Origin of the sequence: Vagococcus salmoninarum, from assembly GCF_003987495.1 — a bacterium.
Lineage (GTDB): Bacteria > Bacillota > Bacilli > Lactobacillales > Vagococcaceae > Vagococcus_D > Vagococcus_D salmoninarum.
Map to the genome: position 1 here is coordinate 1 of NZ_NGJU01000030.1, position 18791 is coordinate 18791.

Genomic DNA, 18791 nt, shown 5'->3' on the forward strand with positions numbered 1-18791 from the left:
CTGTCACCTCTTGCGGTGTAAACTTATTAATTCCCATTTGTGTCACTTCCTTTTCTATTTATCATACAAAAATACCCTACAGAAGGCACGCTTTTTATTTCGTGTCCATTCTATAGGGTACAGTTTAGAATACGTTTTCCACTTTTTTTGACTCTTTTGATGTTTTACCGAGTGTCATGATTTGTCATTATGACCGGCTCACTTTTGCTTATTATTGACTAACTCATACTGCTCTTGGGTCTTACGGTATAGCTCTTTAAGTTCTGTTTGATTTTCTGCTAAAAACTCTTTTACTTTTGCCAAATCTTCTGGATGTGCGCTATTTTGTAATAACTCAGTCGTGTATTTATGATCAAGATATGTCATGTTTTTATCGACATAAATAGAGCCACCTGTGCCACTATTGCCAACCTCAACTAACATGGAAAGCTCATCTCCATTTGCTATCGTTAGATTTAAGCCATAACCTGTCGGGTCTTCTCGGTTATCAACCCATGACATGACCCAAATGTCGGCTTTTTTTAAATAATGATTGCGAAATAATGACTTAATATCTTTTTTATGGGCCCGATATGTGACATCACCTTCCTTAAGCTCATAAGCATCCTTTTGGACTTGCCACTGTTTATCTAAGTATTGATAACTTTGCTGGTTAATACTCAACCAAACAATGTTAATTAAGATAAACAGGCTAACTATCCCGACTATCCCGATGACAATTCTTTGATAAACCTGCTTTTGTTTGACATCTTTACTGACTTTTTCGACCATTTTTACGTCCCCCTTTAGTAGTGTGTCGAGGGACAAATCATATAAATTACTAAGGGCAACTAATAAATCCAAACTTGGATACGTCCGACCGACTTCCCAACTAGAAATCGTCGCTCTTGTCACATGTAAAACTTCTGCCACTTCTTGCTGGGTAAATGCTCTTGCTTTTCTAGCTAACTTCAGTTGCTCGGCAATATTCATTTGTTTCGCCTCCTCTAACATTAGTATAGGTGGCTATGAGGACTAGTCATAGCTGAGACTTGTTGCTTTTTCGAGAAATAACTAAGGCAACACTTTGTTGCTTTCTTGATTTATCAAGCTTTTAACTGATTATTCAATGAATTCCTCTGGGGACTCGGTGACATCAAAGACGACTTCTGAATAATCTTTAACTTTTGAGCCGCCACTTAACACGTATTCTTTCCGCAGTTTTTCTGTTGTCGCTAGTTCTGAATCTTTGACTTCCCGGTAAGTAAGTTGGTTAAAAGTCACCTTAACAATACCTCTTTCTTCGCCACCGTACTGATCTTCCCGATTGTCTTCTATGTAATAAATTTTTTCTTGATCGTAAGTGATTTGCTGACTAATCGGGTCGCCTTCGATCGTAAACGTAATTACCTTTAGCTCGAAAGGTTGCTTTTTTTCCGCTAAATCGTAAATCTTTTTCATGACGGTGTGATAATCACTGACTTCTTCCTCATCAAAAAAGTTAACTTCTAAGGTTTCTTGATAAACTGGCAGTAACTCAATTGGTGCTAAATCGCCACCAACGCCCCCTTTAGTTATTTTAAAGGAGGGGAGCACGACTAAGCCATTTTCGACTAGCCTAAACTCATAAATCCATGACTGTTCTTCCAGTGTTTTAGTAAATACACTATTGTCGTTCTCCCCTGTCACAACTAATTTTTTTTGACCAAAGTATAAAAAATCTTGATCATAGCTGATTTGATACGTTTGATTACCATCATAAGTCCCTAAGCGCCCTTGCCATTTTCCATTTAAGGCAGGCACCTTGGCACTTTGAGAAATAGCCATCTCAGATACTGACTCTGCCGCTGATTGACTAATCTCTTTTGACGGTTTACGACAACCGACCAGTAGTACAGCGATTAAAATTAAGAGGCTAATTTTAAGACGTTTCATTTGGAACGCTCCTTCCCTTTTTCATTAGCTTCGATAACTGCGACTAAGTCATTTTTAACGTCCATTAATTTAACTTCACGACTGGCTAATCCTTTAATTTCTTCTTCTAGATTAACTATTTCTTGCGTCACAATTGCTAAATTTTCTTGCCACTGTTCAATTGTGCCACATTTTTCTAAATGGCTACGATAAATTTTCTGAATGCCTTTAATGGAAAAGCCTAACTCCTTTAATTCAATAATACTTTCATATACTTGTTGATCCTTGTCTTCAAAGCAATACCATTGATTTTTTTTAATTGGTGTTAATAAACCAAGTTCAATGTAATATCTAATTCGATCCTTCGTTGTGTGATTCTTTTTTACGAATTCGCCCATAAACATCTTGCAAGTCTCCCTTGACGAGGGGTTAACCCCTTATGTTTTAATTATATCATATCCATAGGGGGCTTTTATGACACTTTTTTTACTATTATCATTTTTTTGTATGCTATGACCATGGCTATTTCAGCATTATTAACCTACCGTGAACTGCCAATCATTACCTTATTAATTAATTTGCTAGGTAGTTTGTGCCTTTTATTCAGCTATCAGAACATCTCCATGCTTTTTTGGGGATTGTCATGGCTACTTGTTGCAGCATTATTAAATGGGCTAGCTTTAAATCAAAAAGTTAATTGGCGACATTTCACTATTCGTTTACTCTTTTCTATCACGTTACTTTTTTTACTCATCTAACTGTACTCTGATTCATTTAAGGAGTATTATTAAATCATCAATAACAAATGGAGTGATGTTTAGATGTGCACAGGTATTAGTTATAAAACAATTAGTCAGCATGAATTTTTTGGCCGAACCCAAGAATACGATGTTGATTATGATTATGCAGTCATTCAGTTTCCTAGAAACTATGCTGTCCCGGCGGAAATCTATCCTTGGCAAACAACACATTCAGTTTTAGGTGTTGGTACCTTAGCTGATGGTCAAGTCATGCCGATGGTATTAGACGGTATTAATGAGCATGGCTTAGCTGCTTCTACCCAATACTTTGCTGATGATTTTCGCTACGCCTCAGTTGAAGACATCAAAGCCGCTGGCAAAGAGCCAGTTTATGCTGAACTGCTCATCTTTTACTTGTTAAGTCAGTGCGAAACCATTGACCAAGTTATCGACTGTTTAGACACCATCGGGATTCCTAATGTGTCAATCGTTAAAGAAAGTGGCTTGCCACAACATTTCTTTCTCAAAGATTTAAGTGGTCGCAGTATTGTGATTGAGCCTTCCATTCCTTTAGGGTTTAAAGTCTTTGAAAATCCGATTGGTGTTATGACTAACGGCCCCACCTTCGATTGGCATTTAACAAACTTACGGAACTATTCCGGCTTAACTAAGACAAACCGACCAAATATGTCTTTAGATAAATTAGAAATTCCTTCTTTTGGTAAAGGGACTGGTTTAATTAGCCTACCAGGCGACTTTACTTCGCCTGCTCGTTTTATTCGAAGTGCTATGTTGTTAAATCTGAGCCAGCCCGTTACGGAAGAACAAGGACCTAACTTTGGTTTTCATATTTTAGCTACTGTTGATATTCCTAAAGGGGTGATTGCTGACGGCGTTTCAGTTCAATATACTCAGTACACCTCCCTTTACAATCAAACGGATTTGAGTTTATACATTAAGCTTTATGATAACTTAGCCATCCAAAGAGTCACTTTAGATCCAGATTTTCTGACTTGTGATCAGCCTAAAGTTTATCAGCTCCAAAAAACACCTCACTATTATGACCTCACATAAAAAAACTGGTGGTGATCGATTAATTTTCGATCACCACCAGTTTTTTGTTACATGTAACTAATTAGATGATTCCCATGCCGACTAACATTCCTAAAATGAATGAAATCACCCAGAGACCCCAGACTCCTAAGCTAAATTTATTAAATTGAGCTTTCGCCTTATCTGAGCCTTTTTTATAAACCCAGATGGCCCATAGTAAATGAAAGCCCATTAAAAAGAGGGCTAAACCGCCCGTCAATTGGTGTAAGCCAAATTGGGAGCTGTTGTTCTCACTAGCAATCTTATTCATTAATGTCGTCCCTGTTGTATCAAAAATTAAGCCGCCGACAAAGAAAAATAAATGTTTTAATTGAATTGTGCCAGTGCGACGTTCGCCAAAAACCCCAATACTGTAAGAAATTAACGCAATTACCATGGCGGCACTAGCCAAGATTAAATCTAAACTCATAATCATCCACCTTTCTAAGAAAGTGACACCTTGTCACTTTGTCAACTAAACTTCAGGTTTTCACTGTAATAAAAAAGAACCCTTTAAAAAAGGGTTCTCTTAACAATGTGACGTCAATGGAAATAAATGATTCCCTTGTAATAGTTCGACCTTCCCCCTAACAAATAAACAATCATCCTCGTTGATTATTTCGCTAAATTGTAAATTAGGGATTGTTTCTAGAGGTGTAAAATATAAAATAAGCTCTTCTATCTCCTCAGTTATCAGCTCTTCTAAAAGATCGCTGACTGCTTGTTCTCCTTGATAAATTAAATCAAAGACATGTAAAGTCTTGTCAACTTGTTCCATCATAACAACTGTCTCTAATTCTGCTAAGTAATAAGTGTTTTCTGGAAACCCTAATAAGAAGTAGAACATTAACAAATTATGATTGTCTTTGACACCAATATTTTGAGAAATCATCTGGCGATTTTTAGCTAATTTAAAGACACACTCAACATCCTCAATTTTATTTGGGTCAAGCTGAATTAACTTTGACTGTGTTCTTTTTAACTGGTTTTTCGCCAGGACTAACTTCCCTTGAAATTCCGATACTCGTTGAAAACCTAGTTTCGGGTAAAAATCTAAGACTGTTTCATTGGCAAATAAATAAATCAAATCCACTGACCCTTGATAATCTGTCATAATTTCCTGAATTAATTGTTTAGCCAAGCCTTGGTTTCGGTGACTTGCCTTCGTCATAACTGTGCCGATCTGAATGGCTTGATATTCTTGACCTGCGATAACTAAAGTCATTTTCTGGACAGAGGCGTTAGCAACGACTTCATTTTCTGTAATAAATCCATAAGGAAGATACTCACTTTGCCAAAAGTCTCCTTCAGACCAGGTCGTAAAATCTAGTTCGAAGGTCTCTTTGGCTAATCCCATAAAACTAGCTTTTAAAGTCGGATCCTTCTGATAATTTTTAATTAATTGATAGTCGGTCATCTTAAACTCCTTTAAATACTTAAAATTAATTGTAAACAAGGATTGGCCTGCCCCCACAAATCCGGAAAAAGATCTAAAGGCACAAAGCCCATCTCTTGATAAAATCGGCGCGTTTTAGCATAACCCAAATCTGGATGATCTGCCGACAACGTTTTGACTTGTAAAAAGGCAACATTCCTCGCCCGGCACTGTTTTTTAGCTTCAGTCATTAGCTTTCGACCAAGACCTTGACGATGATAGGCCGGCAAGACTCCCATGGCGTCAATTTCAGCACTGTGAGTAAATTTTTGATTCACGGTAATAAAGGCCACCGGCTCCTCCTCGAAAAAACAAGCCAACATCTGACAATTCTTGGCTTGCTCAACATAGGCTTCCCTGGCTGCTGGAATGCCAAACCATTCTGGTAACTGCTGTAAAATATGACGAGTAATTTTAACTTTTTCAAACTCACTCGTAATGACTTGAACGTCCATCAGTTATCAGTCCTTTCCCTCTATCTGCTTTTCAAAAACAATTCCTTGACTGCCTTGATAATCGCGAATTGCCACTGTATGAAAGCCGCAACTCTCTTCATAAAAGCGTTGATTATCAATACTGTAAGCAGGTGTTTCGACTAACCAGCGCTTATACGGGAGACGCTCTTCAAGCTCTTGCCAGATTTGTTGGCCAAAACCTTGATTTTGATGAGTGACAGCCACACACAATAAACGTAGTTCGGCTTTTTCCCTCCCTAGCAACGGTTGGACACAATAACAGCCAATTAGTTGTTCTTGGTAGTAGACACTTTCCAACAGTCCCTCTTCGACTTGTAGTTTTGCTAATAATTGCCCGTTGTCATAACCAGGTGGTCCCCCAGCTGGTCCTTGACCATGCTTAAGAGTATCTTCATTGAAGGCGGCGATTATCAGTTCATTAACCGCTGTTTGGTTCGCTAAAGTCACTTCTTGATAATTTATTTTTCTAGCCATATTTTCTCACCACGCTCTCTTTAAAGTTAGCTTTTTCACTCGTTCATCTAATTATACCCTTTAATAATCTTTTACTTCAATTATATTCCGTTCTAGCCAAAGTTATTTTAGTGTCTACTACTTACTTAAGGACTACTCCTTCAGTTATAATAGATGAAACTATTAAAAATTGGAGGTAAAACAATGACTTATTTCTCAGAAATTGTAGCTTTTGGCAGTAGCGAATCAGAACAAACACATTTAGCCCAATTAGTTTTACAAGGAGACAAAATCGCCACTTCCTCTTTAGCCGAACTTTATCCCCTTAGGCAACTGCCTCTTTCTAAAATTGGAGACATTTGGCAAATTCAAGATGGTCAGCAACACGTCATTTGTTACGTTCAAGTCACCAACGTCCTAGAGCAACCTTTTGGCAAGATTGATTCTACCTTTGCCATAGCAGAAGGGGATGGGTCTTATGCCAACTGGTATCAGATTCACGAAACTTACTATACTAAGCTACTCAAAAAACACGGTGTCACCTTAACTAATCAAACCCCTCTGATCTGTACTTGGTTCACTTTAATTCCTGACCCGTCCCTTAGCCTATAAAAACTAAAGGAGAATTCATTATGAGTATCAATTATCGCCCCGGCCAGTCCAGTGATACCAAACAGCTGGCCACTCTTCATCACACTGCTTGGCACACGACTTACAGTCACTTGATCGACCCGACTTTCAGCGCCACCCAAACGCCGGAACACTTTCATACTCTCTGGCAACGGATCTTTAAAACGCCGACTAATCATGTTTGGATTGCTGTGACAGCAAAGGAAGAAGTCATAGGTTTCTTACTTTTTAATCAAAACCCTAATAATTCCGACCCCTTACCGAAAAACGAAGTCTTCGCCCTCTATCTTTTACAAGCATACCGCCGTCAAGGGATTGGTGAAGGACTATTTAAATTAGCCATTGCGCATTACCAAAAACGTCAAGAAGACTTCTGTCTATGGGTCTTAGCTGAGAATCTGCCAGCCTATCAGTTTTACCAGAAACAAGGTGGCCAGTTAATTAGTCACAAGTCCCAGACTTTCGGCCAAAAGCGTCATGTGGCTCTGTGTTTTAACTGGTCTTTTACTCCAGGCTCACAAGGAAGTTAAGGGTAATTTTTCTACTTAGAACTATATTCCTCAAGCTTGTTTTATGATATACTAGATTTTGGTTTTTTATTCATTAAAATTCATTGAAATTTAGCATTTATTCATAAAACGAGAGGATTGATCAACTGTGTCATTATTTAAAAAGAAACCAAACCAACGGGATTTAACACAAATAAAAACACCTCATACTTATGCGATTATTTTTGGTGTTGTACTATTTTGTTGGTTCATTACTTTTTTAGTCCCTGCTGGAAAATTTAGCACTAACGAAATTGAAATCGAAAACCCTGATGGCGGTGTGACTACCCGGACTGTCTTAGATAAAGATTCCTTCCGTTATAGTTACCCTCTTAATCAACAGTTTGTCTTTGAAGAGTTATCTGACTTAGCCAAAGATCAGACAGCTTTAGCTGAGCTAGAAGTCGACCAAGAAGCTTTAACAACGGTCTTAGCTGAAGGCGAAAAAGACTTAACCCAAGAAAAGCTGGATGAGTTAGCTTTATCAGATGACGTGCTGTACGAATTGTACGGCAAAGAAATGTATAATACTGATAAAAAACTGCATAAAACTGCTAAAATTTGGGGAACTGATGATTTCGGTGGTTTTGGATTCTTAAATTATATTTTCGAGGGCTTAGCTTCTGGAGATAAATACGGTTCTGCTGTAGGAATTGTTGCTTTAATCTTAGTTGTTGGTGGGTCATTTGGAATTATTATGGCAACTGGCGCAATTGATGCTGGTATTTTTGCCTTTATTAGCAAAACTAAAGGCCTAGAACGTCTCGCCTTACCGATTATCTTCTTTGTCTTCTCACTGGGTGGGGCAACTTTTGGAATGGCGGAAGAAGTCATTCCCTTTGCGATGATCATGGTACCTTTCGTAATCGCCCTAGGTTACGACTCGATTGTCGCCATTACCGTAACATATGTCGCCTCGCAAATCGGTAACGCCGCTTCATGGATGAGTCCTTTTAGCGTAGCAGTTGCCCAAGGAATTGCTGGTGTACCAGTCTTATCTGGTGCCACTTTCCGCTTAATTATGTGGGTGACGATTACTAGTCTCTCAGCTATTTACATGATGGTCTACGCAGAAAAAATCCGCAAAAAACCGGAATTATCAACAACTCATCAATCCGATGATTATTTTCGTGAACGAATTGCTACGACTGAAGAAGAGCAAAAACCTTTCTTATTAGGTCACAAATTAATTTTACTAGAAATGTTAGCTGTCTTACTCTGGATTATTTGGGGTGTCACGTCAAAAGGGTATTACATTCCTGAGATTGCTTCCCAATTCTTCGTCATGGGCTTAGTTGCCGGAATTATTGCTGTGATCTTTAAATTAAACAATATGGGAATCAATGAGATTGCTTCCTCATTCCAAAGTGGGGTGGCTGATCTAGCTGGTACCGCAATTGTCGTTGGGATGGCGAAAGGGATTCTCCTTGTATTAGGTGGTGCTGACGCAAATGTGGCTTCAACCTTAAATACCATTCTCTACAGTATCGGAAATCTCTTAACTGGGGTTCCTAGTGTCATTGGGGCTTTATTTATGTACATTTTCCAAAGCTTATTCAATCTAGTTGTGACATCAAACTCCGGTCAAGCAGCGTTAACGATGCCAATTATGGCGCCTTTAGCTGATATCTTAGGAGTCTCTCGTCAAGTCGCTGTTTTAGCTTATCAATTAGGCGCTGGCTTCGTCGATGCCTTTACACCCGTTTCTGCTAGTTTAATTGGTGTTCTAGGTGTGGCTCGGATTGATTGGACGAAATGGGCTAAGTTCCAAATTAAAATGCAAGGTTTCCTCTTTTTATTAGGTTCTGCCTTTATCATTATTGCGATTTTAATCGGTTTACAATAACAAACAAACCAGTCTGCTAAACAGGCTGGTTTTTTCTCTTTAAATTACGATTGGTGTTATCACGACTGGTTGCCGCCAATTAAATTAATTTTTTAAAGCAAAAAAAGCAAAAACATGACGTCAGCTCCTTTTTTCGATACAATGGTAGGAGAGTTACTTAACGGAGGCGATGAGGAATGAAATTAATTTCATGGAATGTTAACGGACTGAGAGCCGTTGTCAAAAAAGGTTTTATTGAGATTTTTAATGAACTTGATGCCGATTTTTTCTGTCTACAAGAAACAAAACTGCAGGCCGGACAAATCGACTTAGACTTACCTGGCTATCATCAATATTGGAATTATGCTGTAAAAAAAGGCTATTCTGGAACAGCCATTTTTGCGAAAGAAGCTGCTTTAGCTGTCACTTACGGTTTAGGAATTGAAGAGCACGACCAAGAAGGACGACTCATTACTTTAGAGTATCCTGAATATTTTTTAATCACTTGCTATACTCCTAACTCCCAAAATGAGTTAAAACGTCTTGATTACCGCATGGCGTGGGAACGTGATTTTTCCGCTTATTTACAAGAGCTTGAAACCCAAAAACCGGTGATTGTTTGTGGGGACTTAAATGTTGCTCATGAAAACATTGATTTAAAAAACTGGAAAACCAATCGTAAAAACCCTGGTTTTTCTGACCAAGAAAGAGCCAAATTTACAGACTTACTAGAGACAGGCTTCGTTGATACTTTTCGACATTTTTACCCAACTTTAGAAGGGGCCTACTCTTGGTGGAGCTACCGCTTTAACGCCCGGCAAAACAATGCTGGCTGGCGGATTGATTATTTTTTAACTTCAACAAAATTAACTGACCGGTTAGTCGATGCTACGATCCACAAGGACATTGTCGGTAGCGACCATTGTCCAGTTGAACTAGAAATCATGAACTTTGATAACTAATTATCTTAAAGGAAAGAAGGTTACTTTATGAAAAAAATTCAAAAGTTAGTCGTCATCGGACTCATTAGTTGTCTGTGGCTCCTTAGCTCTCCCTTAACGACTTATGGTGAAGAAGCTAAAGAACCACTTGTAACTGATTTAAGCTTTGACAAAGAGAGCCGGATTTTATCTGGAAAAACCTTACCTGATGTTAATATTTCTTTAGCGGATATTGTTGGCTCGATTCCAGTGGCTGCTGATGGTTCTTTTGAAATCGAAGTTCCTGAAGGCATAGATAAAACTACCATTGCCTTTGCTGATTTTATTAATGACCAATCAACTGACATTGACTATGACTTTGTGATTGGAGATTCTTATGATCCTACAGCAGCTAGTTCTGTTAAAGATACCTCTGAAAATAATTTAACAACGAGTTCCTCAAATGCCAATCAAAAAGAAACTGGCGTGAGTGGTAGTCCGGAACAACCTGCATCTTCTAAGGCAGAATCAAATAGCCCAGCTAAAAAATTAACAACACCGATGTTACTAGCGATTATCGCTTTGATCATTCTAATTATTTTGACAATTTTAACTTTAGTTTTGTTTGCGCGAAAGAAAGAAAAAGCCGCCAAAGAATTGGCTGAAAGAGAAGCCAGTCGTTCTGGTCGCCGGAAGAAAAGACGTCGTAAGAAAAAAAGTAATTAATAAAAAGACTAGCTGAGAGATCTGATTTCAAATAGAAATCCTTGTCAGACTAGTCTTTTTTCTTTCTTGGAAGTGGGTTATAATACTTACAAGATCAATTAAAGGAGTTGTTACAATGAATTTTATTGCTTTTGACTTTGAAACAGCTAACGCCCAAAAGCACAGTGCCTGTTCAGTCGCTTTAATTATGGTCCAAGACGATAAAATCGTTGGCCGTTATTATTCACTGATCAAACCGGAAACTGATTTTCACTGGCGAAACATTCAAGTTCACGGCATTCAACCAGAAGACGTTGTTGATGCCCCGACTTTTCCTGAAGTCTGGGAAGAAATTAAAGGCTTCTTTCAAGAGAACCGCTTAATCGTTGCCCATAATGCTGCCTTTGACTGTAACGTTCTAAAAGGCTGCCTTGAGTACTACAACCTTGAGCAACCTCACTACTTGTCCTTGTGCACTGTCAAAACTAGCCGGAAACTTTTTCCTGATTTTGAAAATCACCGTCTCAATACAGTCTGTGATTACCTTAATATCTCTTTAGATAATCACCACAATGCCTTGGAAGATAGTATCGCTTGTGCCAATATTTTATTGTATCAAGCGGAACAGTTTGGGATTGAACCTCTGAAAGAACTCGTTAAATACATGTAAAAAAGCGGAAAATCTAAGGATTTTCCGCTTTTTTTATCGCTTTTTCAATTCGTGAAACTAAATCAGCCGCCCTTTGACCAACTGGTTTGAGCACTAATTTTCGGCTGTCTTCCGCTACTTGATAGCTCAAAATAATTTCTAAATAAGAACTAGGTAGCTCTTCAGCAATCATTTGTCCCCATTCAACGACTGAAACACCCTCAGCTTCAAAATATTCTTCTAAACCTAAATCACCGGCACCTTCTTCTAAACGGTAAACATCCATATGAAATAGTGGCAACCGACCTTTGCGGTACTCTCTAACAATCGTATAGGTCGGACTTTTAATCATCTGTTCAATCCCTAAGCCAATCCCTAGACCTTTCGTAAAGGTGGTTTTGCCAGCTCCTAATTCCCCGGTTAAGACGAGACAGTCCCCACTCAACAAGACTTTTCCGATACTTTCGGCTAACCCTTGGGTTTCATCGACATTATTCAATTGATATTCTAACATTTACATTTCCTCGCTTACTTTTCTTCTGCTCTTAGTATACCTATTTATGAAAAAAAAAACTACCCAACAGAGTTGAGTAGTTTGTCTTAGAGATTAACCTAATAACGTTTGTCCAGCCGTAATGATTGATAATTTGTAAACATCTTCTTCATTACAACCACGAGATAAATCAGAAACAGGTTTGTTTAACCCTTGTAAGATTGGTCCGATTGCTTCAAAGTTACCGAAACGTTGAGCAATTTTGTAACCAATGTTACCTGATTGGATTTCAGGGAAGATAAAGACTGTTGCATTACCAGCAACTTTTGAATCTGGCGCTTTTTGTTGACCAACTGAAGCCACATAAGCAGCATCAAATTGTAATTCGCCATCAATTTCATATTGAGGAGCTAATTCTTGAGCAATTTTAGTTGCTTCAGCAACTTTTGTTACTTCTTCAGATTTAGCAGAACCTTTAGTTGAGAAGCTTAACATCGCAACTTTCGGGTCAATCCCAAACATTTCAGCTGTTTTAGCACTTTCGACAGCGATTTCAGCTAATTCTTGAGCGTTTGGATTTACGTTGATCGCACAGTCAGAGAATAAGTATTTCTCTTCGTCACGGCCACGAACCATTAGGAAAGCACCACTTGTTCGGCTAACTCCTGGTTTTGTTTTGATAATTTGTAGAGCTGGACGTACAGTATCACCAGTTGAGTGAATCGCACCACTGACCATACCAGCAGCTTCGTCCATGTAAGTTAACATTGTACCAAAGTAGTTAGGATCTTTTAAGATTGTCCGAGCTTGGTCTTCTGTTACTTTGCCTTTACGACGTTCAACAAAAGATGCTACCATGTTGTCAAAGTTAGCATAAGTTTCTGGATCAATGATCGTGAAACCAGTTGTTATGAAACCACGGCTAGTTGCAATTTCTTCAACTTCTGCTTGATTACCAATAACGATTGGTGAAATTAAACCTTCTGCACCAAGACGAGTTGCTGCTCCTAGTACTCTTACATCTGTTCCTTCTGGGAAAACGAGTTTAATATCTTTACCTTTAATTTGTTCCTTTAATCCTTCAAACATGTCCAATGTCTTACCTCCAAGATTTGATTTATGACTTCATAATCTATCATACACCTAAAAAGCTAAAAAGAACAGTTAAAAAGCTCTGTATTATCCAACAAATTTGTTGATAGATTCATTAATAGTTGGTTATTACACAAATCGCTAGTACAGTTTTTAGCAAAAACTTATACAGTTATTGGTAATTGCCATATTATCTCTTTTTGACCATTTTCTCTCAACAAACGATTGGCTTCTGAAAAGGGCTTCGTTCCAAAGAATCCTCGGTAAGCAGATAAGGGACTGGGGTGAGGGCCTTGGATAATGTGATGCCGTTCTTGATCAATCATCTTAATTTTACTTTGAGCCGGCTTCCCCCATAAAATAAAGACAATTGGCTCCCTGCGTTGATTTAATTCGTGAATCACTTGATCTGTAAAGATTTCCCAGCCTTGATTTCGATGGGAATGGGCTTGGCCTTCAGCTACTGTTAGAACTGTATTTAGCAATAAGACCCCTTCTTTCGCCCAGCTTTCTAAATAACCATGAGTCACCGGCTCAGTCCCTAAATCACTGGCTAACTCTTGATAAATATTTCTTAAGGAGGGGGGGATTTTATTCCCTGGTAGGACAGAGAAACTTAACCCGTGGGCTTGATTTGCTCCATGATAAGGATCTTGGCCTAAAATAACGACTTTGACTTTTTCGTAAGAGGTCCACTCAAAGGCTTTGAAGATATTTTCTTGTTCCGGGTAAATACTTTTCTCTTGGTATTCTTTTTCAACAAATTTTTGTAACTGGCTAAAATACGGTTTTTGACTTTCTGTTAAAAACAACTTTTGCCATTGATTACCGATAGTCACTCTCATTAACGTCACATCCTTTCCTCTAGAATACTAAAAACTAGGAAATTCAACAAGGTAAATTAGTAAACATGCCTAATTGTTAAAAAGATGGTAAAATGAAAGTGACCACACTTTAGGAGGAAAATGAATGATTAAATTAATTGCTTCAGATATGGATGGTACATTATTAGGTTCTAAGATGGATATTTCACCTGAGAACATCGCAGCGATTCGTTATGCTGAAAGTCACGGCGCACAATTCGTCGTCGCGACAGGGCGAGGCTATACGGAAGCTGTACCGGCCTTACAAGAAGCTGGGATTAAATGCCCACTCATTGCTGTCAACGGGGCACAAGCCTTCGATAAGGACGGCAAGGAGCTATTTACGATTCAATTTACTAAAGAAACAGCACTTGCCATTATGACTGAGTTAAAAAATGCTCATGTTTATTTTGAAATTGCCACAAATCATGGGATTTACTCTGATAGCAAACATCACCGCATCGAAAATATGGCGACGATGTTAGCTAATCACTTGCCTCATTTAACTTTTAAAATGGCTGTGGCCATGGCGGCGGCTCAACTAGATTTATTAGAAATCAATCATGTGGATGACTATGAGTCGTTGCTTGATAATCCCGACTTAAAGATTTTAAAATTTATCGCTTTTTCGCAAAGTGGTAAAACGGTCTTAGGTCCGTTACAAGCGCAATTAGAGACCTTGCCTGACTTGATCGTGACGTCATCTTTTCCAAATAATATTGAAATCAATCATGTGAATGCCCAAAAAGGCATTGCCGTGAAACAAATTGCTGAATCTTTAAACATTCCTCTAAGGGAGGTTATGACGATTGGTGATAACTTTAACGATGTCAGTATGTTAGAAATCGCTGGCGTCAGTTTCGCCATGGAAAATGCTGAACCAGGAGTTAAAGCGATTGCCCGTTACGAAGCGCCCCATCACACAGATAGTGGTGTTGGTAAAGCGATTCGCCGAGCTATCGACGAGAATTTATAAGAGCCACTACAAAATGGGGTGATTGAATGTCTGACTTTTTTATTCGCCAAAATTTGTTGTCTAGTAACGCCCGCACGATTATTAAAAATGAAGCTGGGGAACCAGTTTTCTTAATGGTTGGCCGTTGGGGCACCCGGGGAGACGTCCTCTCACTTTATCAAATGAATGGTGAGATTGTGGCAAGCATTAAACAAGCTACCTTCGCCATGCCGATCGGTGCTCGTTTTGATCTCTATCAAGAGTTTGAAAAAGTTGGTTCCTTACAACGGATTCTGTCTATTCATCGCGACTTTTATTATGTCCACCAGTTAGGCTGGGTAGTAATTGGTGACATCAAAAATCAAGACTATCATATTTATCAGCTAAATCGAAAAGTGATGACCTTAAAGAAAAAGACTTTAACAGATGGAGAGTTCCACCATTTTGTCGTTTTTGATGATGCTGATGCCCCACTTTGTATTTGTATTGCCGCTGTCCTTGATTACTGGCTCCTTAATCGCCATAAACAAGGACTAGAATTCAAAAAACTCTTTCCTGAATTAGACTATTAAAAAAGACTAATCTTTTGTCACTCTCATGAGTGGTTCAAGATTAGTCTTTTATTAATTAGACTGACCGTTGCATATGGTCATAGTCATGGCCACTGATTACCGTCCGACCGACGTCTTCAAAACCTTGTCTCAAGTAAAGCTGTTTCGCTCGCGGATTGCCATCATCCACACTTAAACCAAGCTTGCTAGCCCCTTGTTCTTTAGCAAAGTCTGGCAGTGCTTTTAACAAGCGAGCGCCGACTCCTTGACCACGCTGATCTGCTCTAACAGCGATACTGTCTAAGTACCATTCATCAGCAAAAGCTTCTTTATCTGTGAACATCTTTTCCTCTGCTGGAATCTCAAACAACGGCAAGATATCAACTAAAGGTTGGTCTATCAGATCTTCCTCGGAGTCTTTATAGCCAAAAGCCACACCTAAAATTTGCTCCCCTTCAACATCAACAATGGCTCGTTGATAACTGTAACGAAATGTTTCCGTGACATAACCGGCTCTTAAAACATCACTAACTTTCTTGATGCCGTATTTTGCTAAAAATTCTAGCTCCATATCTTTTAAGATAATCAAAATTAACGGAATAATTTGTTCTACATCTTCTTTTTTTGCTTGTCTAATCACTTACTAATGCCTCCTAATTCTATCTATCTCTCAAAATTGTACGAATTAAGACAAAAAAAGTCAACTAATGGCATTAAAAAAGAAATATTCAGCCTAAATTTCCTTAAGCTGAATATTTCTTTTTATCTTAGGAGATCATTTAATATTTACTATTTTTTAGTGTCACTACAGTCAATTTTAATTGTGGGCTCTACGTGACCTTATTTCTCTTCTAAACTATTTGCTACTATCTCAGTAATTTGGTAAAAGGATAAGGGCTTTGTCGAATCAAGCTCATCTTGAATGCTAATTAAGCGAATAGATTTTTCTTTCAATTCCACCATCAAAGCGATTAATTCTGAAGCACTTTTACCAAAAATTTTCATGCTGAGTATGACTAAACAATCGTCACTACTAATTTCATTTAATAATTGTCTCAATTCTAACTCGCCAGCAGCTTTCTCATTTTCTACAAAAATTTTAGTGCAAGTATACTTATCAAGTTTTTTCATTTGTTCGTCCGCACTAGCTAAGTAACTTTTTCGAACATAACCGTATGTCTTCATTTGTTTTGCCACCTCCCGTAAATTAAAAAACATCAATTATCTTTTTATCTTTTTTTTATGCTTCATCAAGTGTTTTTATGCACAAACTAACCTTTGTATAATATATCTTATGTGAACCTGAATGGAAAAACACTAAAAAAAATCAGATACATTTATTAATGAAACATTGGTCTAACACTGCTTACGTCAATTTAAAGGACCATTTATCAATTTTAATATATTTACTGTTTTGGCGAAATATGCTACTATTGAATTGAGAACTTTAGAAGACTGTTAGTAAAGGTTTCCTTATTCACATAAGATATATTATACAAAGTAAAAAAAGTTTGAAAACTATTTTGATTTTTTTTCTGTCTAATATTGTTCCTTTTTTTGCATGTATAAGTCTTCTTACGATGTTCAACATGCTGTACTGTTCGTTAACGTTCCCGAACTATTAGACACTTTCTTCCAATCAGTTACAATATAACACATAGATCAAGATTAAACTCTCTTTTTTTTTTTACTTTTTTTCATAATTTTTTTTTTTAGATTTTAATTTTTATAAACAAATTCAAAAGTCCCATTAGTGACTTCTAATCTCAGTTTAATGATATTTAAACGATATTTTAACCATTTATATACATTAGTTTAGTTGCTTAACATTCTGGGTCTTTTTTCTTTAATGTAAAATTTGTCGCTGAATAAATGCCTTCACACTTAATTAAATTAACCTAAGAACTTTTGAAACCTCAAATTTATAACCAAACCGACTAATTTCTTTCAAAAAAACCAAGTGATACTCTTTTTAACTTAACCAAAAAACAGCCTTATCATCTCTGACAAGGCTGTCTAATCTTTTTGAATAAATCCTGCAATTTTAACCTTGCATATGATTTAATCAAACTTAGTCTCCCTTTAGTAAAACGCTTTTGCATCACATTATAGGAATCCCTAAAAATTGGTCAAATAAATAGGTAATTAGCCATTTACGTTAGATCAAGATAAGTAAAAAAGCCTAAGATTCCTAGCTAATGCCTGGAATCTTAAACTTTAATTGTTATAATACAGTAATAATAATACTACGACGACCGAAGTTAACGGCTTCTGTTTGACTACCAACAAAGATGTCGATAATCGCACCGTGGACGACGCCACCAGTATCCTCAGCAGTATAAATACCTGAATATCTAGGGTTACTTGGGACTTCAATTTGAACTCTTGAACCTAATGGAATTAAACTAGGATCAACGGCAATTGTCCGACCTGGCGTTGGGACTGTTCCCGTTGCCGTGTTGTTACCTGTGGCAATATACGCTGTGGCTTGACCAGAGATACCACCAGTTGCTGGCGGATTTGGTGTCGTCGGCGGAGTAATTGGCGGGGTAACTGGTGGCACGATTGGTGTGCCGCCACCATTATTAGTGTTATTATTTGACGAGCTGTTACTGTTTGAGTCTGAGCTTGAACCAGATTGGTTGCTTGAGCTTGAAGAATCATTAGCTGGTGCTTCAGGTTTTTCTTTTTCCGCAGCTAGTAATTCAGCGGCTGCCTGAGCTTCGGCGGCTGCTTTAGCAGCTGCTTCTCTTTCAGCATTTTCTTTCGCGATTCGTTCACTCGTTAAAGCTGATAAGGCAGAAGCATTTGCAGCTAACTTATCTTGCAAAGCAGCGACTTCATTATCTAAGGTCGCTTTCTCTGTTTGCGCAACTGTTTGTTGGCCGGTTAATTCACTCTGAGTTTCTTCAAGTTTAGCTTCTAATTCATCTAATTTTTCTTTATCACTAAATAATGAATCAATCTTTGATTTTTCAGCATTTTGTAACACTGTTACCGCATAAGCGCGATTTAAAAAATCAGTTAAACTTTCTGAATCTAATAAGGCTTGAATTGAATTTTGACCTGCCCCACGAATTTGAGCATCTTTCATTCGTTCGGCTACTAGTTCTGAACGTTTTTCAATGCTTTCTTGGGTTGTAACAATATCAGCTTTTGTTTGCGTAATTTCTTTTTTAGAAGCTGACATTTCTTTATCTAGTTTAGCTAGTTCTTGATATTTTTTATTAATTGACTCAACAACAGTATCTATTTCAGAGGTAATTGACGCGCTTTCTTGCTTAACTTTATTTTCTTCTTTTTTAATATCTTCAACAGAAGTTGCTAAAGTTAGAGTCGGCGTAGCTACTGAGAATAAGACAGTTAGTAGCATTACATAGATGATCTTTCGAGATTTCAATACTGACAACACCTTTCAAATTTCTCTTCTTCTTCGGAGTTTCAACTTCTCTATTATACTAAATATTCTTA

22 protein-coding genes are annotated in these 18791 nt (G+C 37.8%); 9 read left to right on the forward strand and 13 right to left on the reverse strand.

Annotated elements, in window-relative coordinates:
- Nucleotides 1-198: 198 nt before the first annotated feature.
- From CBF35_RS13995 to CBF35_RS14005, 3 genes are all read right to left on the reverse strand, one after another.
- On the reverse strand, nt 199-972 hold the full coding sequence (locus CBF35_RS13995) for a helix-turn-helix domain-containing protein (protein WP_170174812.1): 774 nt from the start codon (nt 970-972) through the stop codon (nt 199-201).
- Between the two features lie 129 nt (nt 973-1101).
- Nucleotides 1102-1914 carry a DUF4362 domain-containing protein gene (locus CBF35_RS14000; RefSeq protein WP_126782321.1) on the reverse strand — a complete coding sequence of 271 codons (813 nt, stop codon included), beginning with the start codon at nt 1912-1914 and terminating at the stop codon, nt 1102-1104.
- On the reverse strand, nt 1911-2297 hold the full coding sequence (locus tag CBF35_RS14005; RefSeq protein WP_126782323.1) for a MerR family transcriptional regulator: 387 nt from the start codon (nt 2295-2297) through the stop codon (nt 1911-1913). Before CBF35_RS14005 ends, CBF35_RS14000 begins: the two co-directional genes overlap by 4 nt.
- A 417-nt stretch (nt 2298-2714) precedes the next feature.
- Here CBF35_RS14005 and CBF35_RS14010 point away from each other — a divergent pair, with 417 nt between their 5' ends.
- Nucleotides 2715-3707, forward strand: a complete 993-nt coding sequence (locus CBF35_RS14010; protein ID WP_126782325.1) for a linear amide C-N hydrolase — start codon at nt 2715-2717, stop codon at nt 3705-3707.
- A gap of 61 nt (nt 3708-3768) precedes the next feature.
- Here the strand turns inward: CBF35_RS14010 and CBF35_RS14015 are convergent, their stop codons facing one another.
- From CBF35_RS14015 to CBF35_RS14030, 4 genes are all read right to left on the reverse strand, one after another.
- Nucleotides 3769-4155: an HsmA family protein gene (locus tag CBF35_RS14015; RefSeq protein WP_126782327.1), complete on the reverse strand. Its 387-nt coding sequence runs from the start codon at nt 4153-4155 to the stop codon at nt 3769-3771.
- Between the two features lie 99 nt (nt 4156-4254).
- A complete protein-coding gene (locus CBF35_RS14020; RefSeq protein ID WP_126782329.1) occupies nt 4255-5142 on the reverse strand; it encodes a GNAT family N-acetyltransferase in 888 nt (295 codons plus the stop codon).
- Between the two features lie 11 nt (nt 5143-5153).
- A complete protein-coding gene (locus CBF35_RS14025) occupies nt 5154-5615 on the reverse strand; it encodes a GNAT family N-acetyltransferase (protein WP_126782332.1) in 462 nt (153 codons plus the stop codon).
- Between the two features lie 6 nt (nt 5616-5621).
- Entirely contained in the window at nt 5622-6110 is a 489-nt protein-coding gene (locus CBF35_RS14030) for a GNAT family N-acetyltransferase (RefSeq protein WP_126782334.1), read from the reverse strand.
- A 183-nt stretch (nt 6111-6293) separates the two neighbouring features.
- Here CBF35_RS14030 and CBF35_RS14035 point away from each other — a divergent pair, with 183 nt between their 5' ends.
- The 6 genes from CBF35_RS14035 (at nt 6294) to CBF35_RS14060 (ending at nt 11387) form a co-directional block, all read left to right on the forward strand.
- Nucleotides 6294-6701: an ASCH domain-containing protein gene (locus CBF35_RS14035; RefSeq protein ID WP_170174813.1), complete on the forward strand. Its 408-nt coding sequence runs from the start codon at nt 6294-6296 to the stop codon at nt 6699-6701.
- Nucleotides 6702-6721: 20 nt separating this feature from the next.
- On the forward strand, nt 6722-7249 hold the full coding sequence (locus CBF35_RS14040; protein WP_126782338.1) for a GNAT family N-acetyltransferase: 528 nt from the start codon (nt 6722-6724) through the stop codon (nt 7247-7249).
- Nucleotides 7250-7376: 127 nt separating this feature from the next.
- Entirely contained in the window at nt 7377-9113 is a 1737-nt protein-coding gene (yfcC, locus tag CBF35_RS14045) for a putative basic amino acid antiporter YfcC (RefSeq protein WP_126782340.1), read from the forward strand.
- A gap of 176 nt (nt 9114-9289) precedes the next feature.
- Nucleotides 9290-10054: an exodeoxyribonuclease III gene (locus CBF35_RS14050; protein ID WP_126782342.1), complete on the forward strand. Its 765-nt coding sequence runs from the start codon at nt 9290-9292 to the stop codon at nt 10052-10054.
- Between the two features lie 27 nt (nt 10055-10081).
- On the forward strand, nt 10082-10738 hold the full coding sequence (locus CBF35_RS14055) for a hypothetical protein (RefSeq protein ID WP_126782344.1): 657 nt from the start codon (nt 10082-10084) through the stop codon (nt 10736-10738).
- 115 nt (nt 10739-10853) lie between these two features.
- Nucleotides 10854-11387 carry a 3'-5' exonuclease gene (locus tag CBF35_RS14060; RefSeq protein WP_126782346.1) on the forward strand — a complete coding sequence of 178 codons (534 nt, stop codon included), beginning with the start codon at nt 10854-10856 and terminating at the stop codon, nt 11385-11387.
- A 13-nt stretch (nt 11388-11400) separates the two neighbouring features.
- On the opposite strand, the gene tsaE is transcribed toward CBF35_RS14060, so the two are convergent.
- From tsaE to CBF35_RS14075, 3 genes are all read right to left on the reverse strand, one after another.
- Complete coding sequence (gene tsaE / locus CBF35_RS14065) at nt 11401-11880, reverse strand: tRNA (adenosine(37)-N6)-threonylcarbamoyltransferase complex ATPase subunit type 1 TsaE (RefSeq protein ID WP_126782348.1); 480 nt, start codon at nt 11878-11880, stop codon at nt 11401-11403.
- A 93-nt stretch (nt 11881-11973) separates the two neighbouring features.
- Nucleotides 11974-12954 carry a phosphate acetyltransferase gene (pta, locus tag CBF35_RS14070; protein WP_126782350.1) on the reverse strand — a complete coding sequence of 327 codons (981 nt, stop codon included), beginning with the start codon at nt 12952-12954 and terminating at the stop codon, nt 11974-11976.
- Nucleotides 12955-13115: 161 nt separating this feature from the next.
- Nucleotides 13116-13796: a uracil-DNA glycosylase gene (locus CBF35_RS14075; RefSeq protein ID WP_126782352.1), complete on the reverse strand. Its 681-nt coding sequence runs from the start codon at nt 13794-13796 to the stop codon at nt 13116-13118.
- A 124-nt stretch (nt 13797-13920) separates the two neighbouring features.
- Between CBF35_RS14075 and CBF35_RS14080 the strand changes: the two genes are divergently transcribed.
- Together CBF35_RS14080 and CBF35_RS14085 are read left to right on the forward strand one after the other, a co-directional pair.
- Nucleotides 13921-14790: a Cof-type HAD-IIB family hydrolase gene (locus CBF35_RS14080; RefSeq protein ID WP_126782354.1), complete on the forward strand. Its 870-nt coding sequence runs from the start codon at nt 13921-13923 to the stop codon at nt 14788-14790.
- 26 nt (nt 14791-14816) lie between these two features.
- Complete coding sequence (locus CBF35_RS14085) at nt 14817-15341, forward strand: LURP-one-related/scramblase family protein (RefSeq protein ID WP_126782356.1); 525 nt, start codon at nt 14817-14819, stop codon at nt 15339-15341.
- 55 nt (nt 15342-15396) lie between these two features.
- Here CBF35_RS14085 and CBF35_RS14090 read toward each other — a convergent pair whose 3' ends face one another.
- The 3 genes from CBF35_RS14090 to CBF35_RS14100 form a co-directional block, all read right to left on the reverse strand.
- Entirely contained in the window at nt 15397-15960 is a 564-nt protein-coding gene (locus CBF35_RS14090; protein WP_126782358.1) for a GNAT family N-acetyltransferase, read from the reverse strand.
- A 200-nt stretch (nt 15961-16160) separates the two neighbouring features.
- A complete protein-coding gene (locus CBF35_RS14095; protein WP_170174814.1) occupies nt 16161-16505 on the reverse strand; it encodes a recombinase family protein in 345 nt (114 codons plus the stop codon).
- Nucleotides 16506-17544: 1039 nt separating this feature from the next.
- Complete coding sequence (locus CBF35_RS14100) at nt 17545-18720, reverse strand: 3D domain-containing protein (RefSeq protein WP_126782361.1); 1176 nt, start codon at nt 18718-18720, stop codon at nt 17545-17547.
- Nucleotides 18721-18791 lie beyond the last annotated feature (71 nt).

Excerpts from the sequence above, each read along its gene's own strand:
- CBF35_RS14095 (WP_170174814.1), bottom strand. The coding sequence starts at position 16,505 with ATGAAGACATACGGTTATGTTCGAAAAAGTTACTTAGCTAGTGCGGAC.
- CBF35_RS14010 (WP_126782325.1), top strand. The coding sequence starts at position 2,715 with ATGTGCACAGGTATTAGTTATAAAACAATTAGTCAGCATGAATTTTTT.
- CBF35_RS14015 (WP_126782327.1), bottom strand. The coding sequence starts at position 4,155 with ATGAGTTTAGATTTAATCTTGGCTAGTGCCGCCATGGTAATTGCGTTA.
- CBF35_RS14020 (WP_126782329.1), bottom strand. The coding sequence starts at position 5,142 with ATGACCGACTATCAATTAATTAAAAATTATCAGAAGGATCCGACTTTA.
- CBF35_RS14030 (WP_126782334.1), bottom strand. The coding sequence starts at position 6,110 with ATGGCTAGAAAAATAAATTATCAAGAAGTGACTTTAGCGAACCAAACA.
- CBF35_RS14000 (WP_126782321.1), bottom strand. The coding sequence starts at position 1,914 with ATGAAACGTCTTAAAATTAGCCTCTTAATTTTAATCGCTGTACTACTG.
- CBF35_RS14005 (WP_126782323.1), bottom strand. The coding sequence starts at position 2,297 with ATGTTTATGGGCGAATTCGTAAAAAAGAATCACACAACGAAGGATCGA.
- CBF35_RS14075 (WP_126782352.1), bottom strand. The coding sequence starts at position 13,796 with ATGAGAGTGACTATCGGTAATCAATGGCAAAAGTTGTTTTTAACAGAA.
- CBF35_RS14050 (WP_126782342.1), top strand. The coding sequence starts at position 9,290 with ATGAAATTAATTTCATGGAATGTTAACGGACTGAGAGCCGTTGTCAAA.
- CBF35_RS14040 (WP_126782338.1), top strand. The coding sequence starts at position 6,722 with ATGAGTATCAATTATCGCCCCGGCCAGTCCAGTGATACCAAACAGCTG.
- CBF35_RS14055 (WP_126782344.1), top strand. The coding sequence starts at position 10,082 with ATGAAAAAAATTCAAAAGTTAGTCGTCATCGGACTCATTAGTTGTCTG.
- CBF35_RS14025 (WP_126782332.1), bottom strand. The coding sequence starts at position 5,615 with ATGGACGTTCAAGTCATTACGAGTGAGTTTGAAAAAGTTAAAATTACT.
- CBF35_RS14085 (WP_126782356.1), top strand. The coding sequence starts at position 14,817 with ATGTCTGACTTTTTTATTCGCCAAAATTTGTTGTCTAGTAACGCCCGC.
- CBF35_RS14060 (WP_126782346.1), top strand. The coding sequence starts at position 10,854 with ATGAATTTTATTGCTTTTGACTTTGAAACAGCTAACGCCCAAAAGCAC.
- CBF35_RS14035 (WP_170174813.1), top strand. The coding sequence starts at position 6,294 with ATGACTTATTTCTCAGAAATTGTAGCTTTTGGCAGTAGCGAATCAGAA.
- CBF35_RS13995 (WP_170174812.1), bottom strand. The coding sequence starts at position 972 with ATGAATATTGCCGAGCAACTGAAGTTAGCTAGAAAAGCAAGAGCATTT.
- tsaE (WP_126782348.1), bottom strand. The coding sequence starts at position 11,880 with ATGTTAGAATATCAATTGAATAATGTCGATGAAACCCAAGGGTTAGCC.
- CBF35_RS14080 (WP_126782354.1), top strand. The coding sequence starts at position 13,921 with ATGATTAAATTAATTGCTTCAGATATGGATGGTACATTATTAGGTTCT.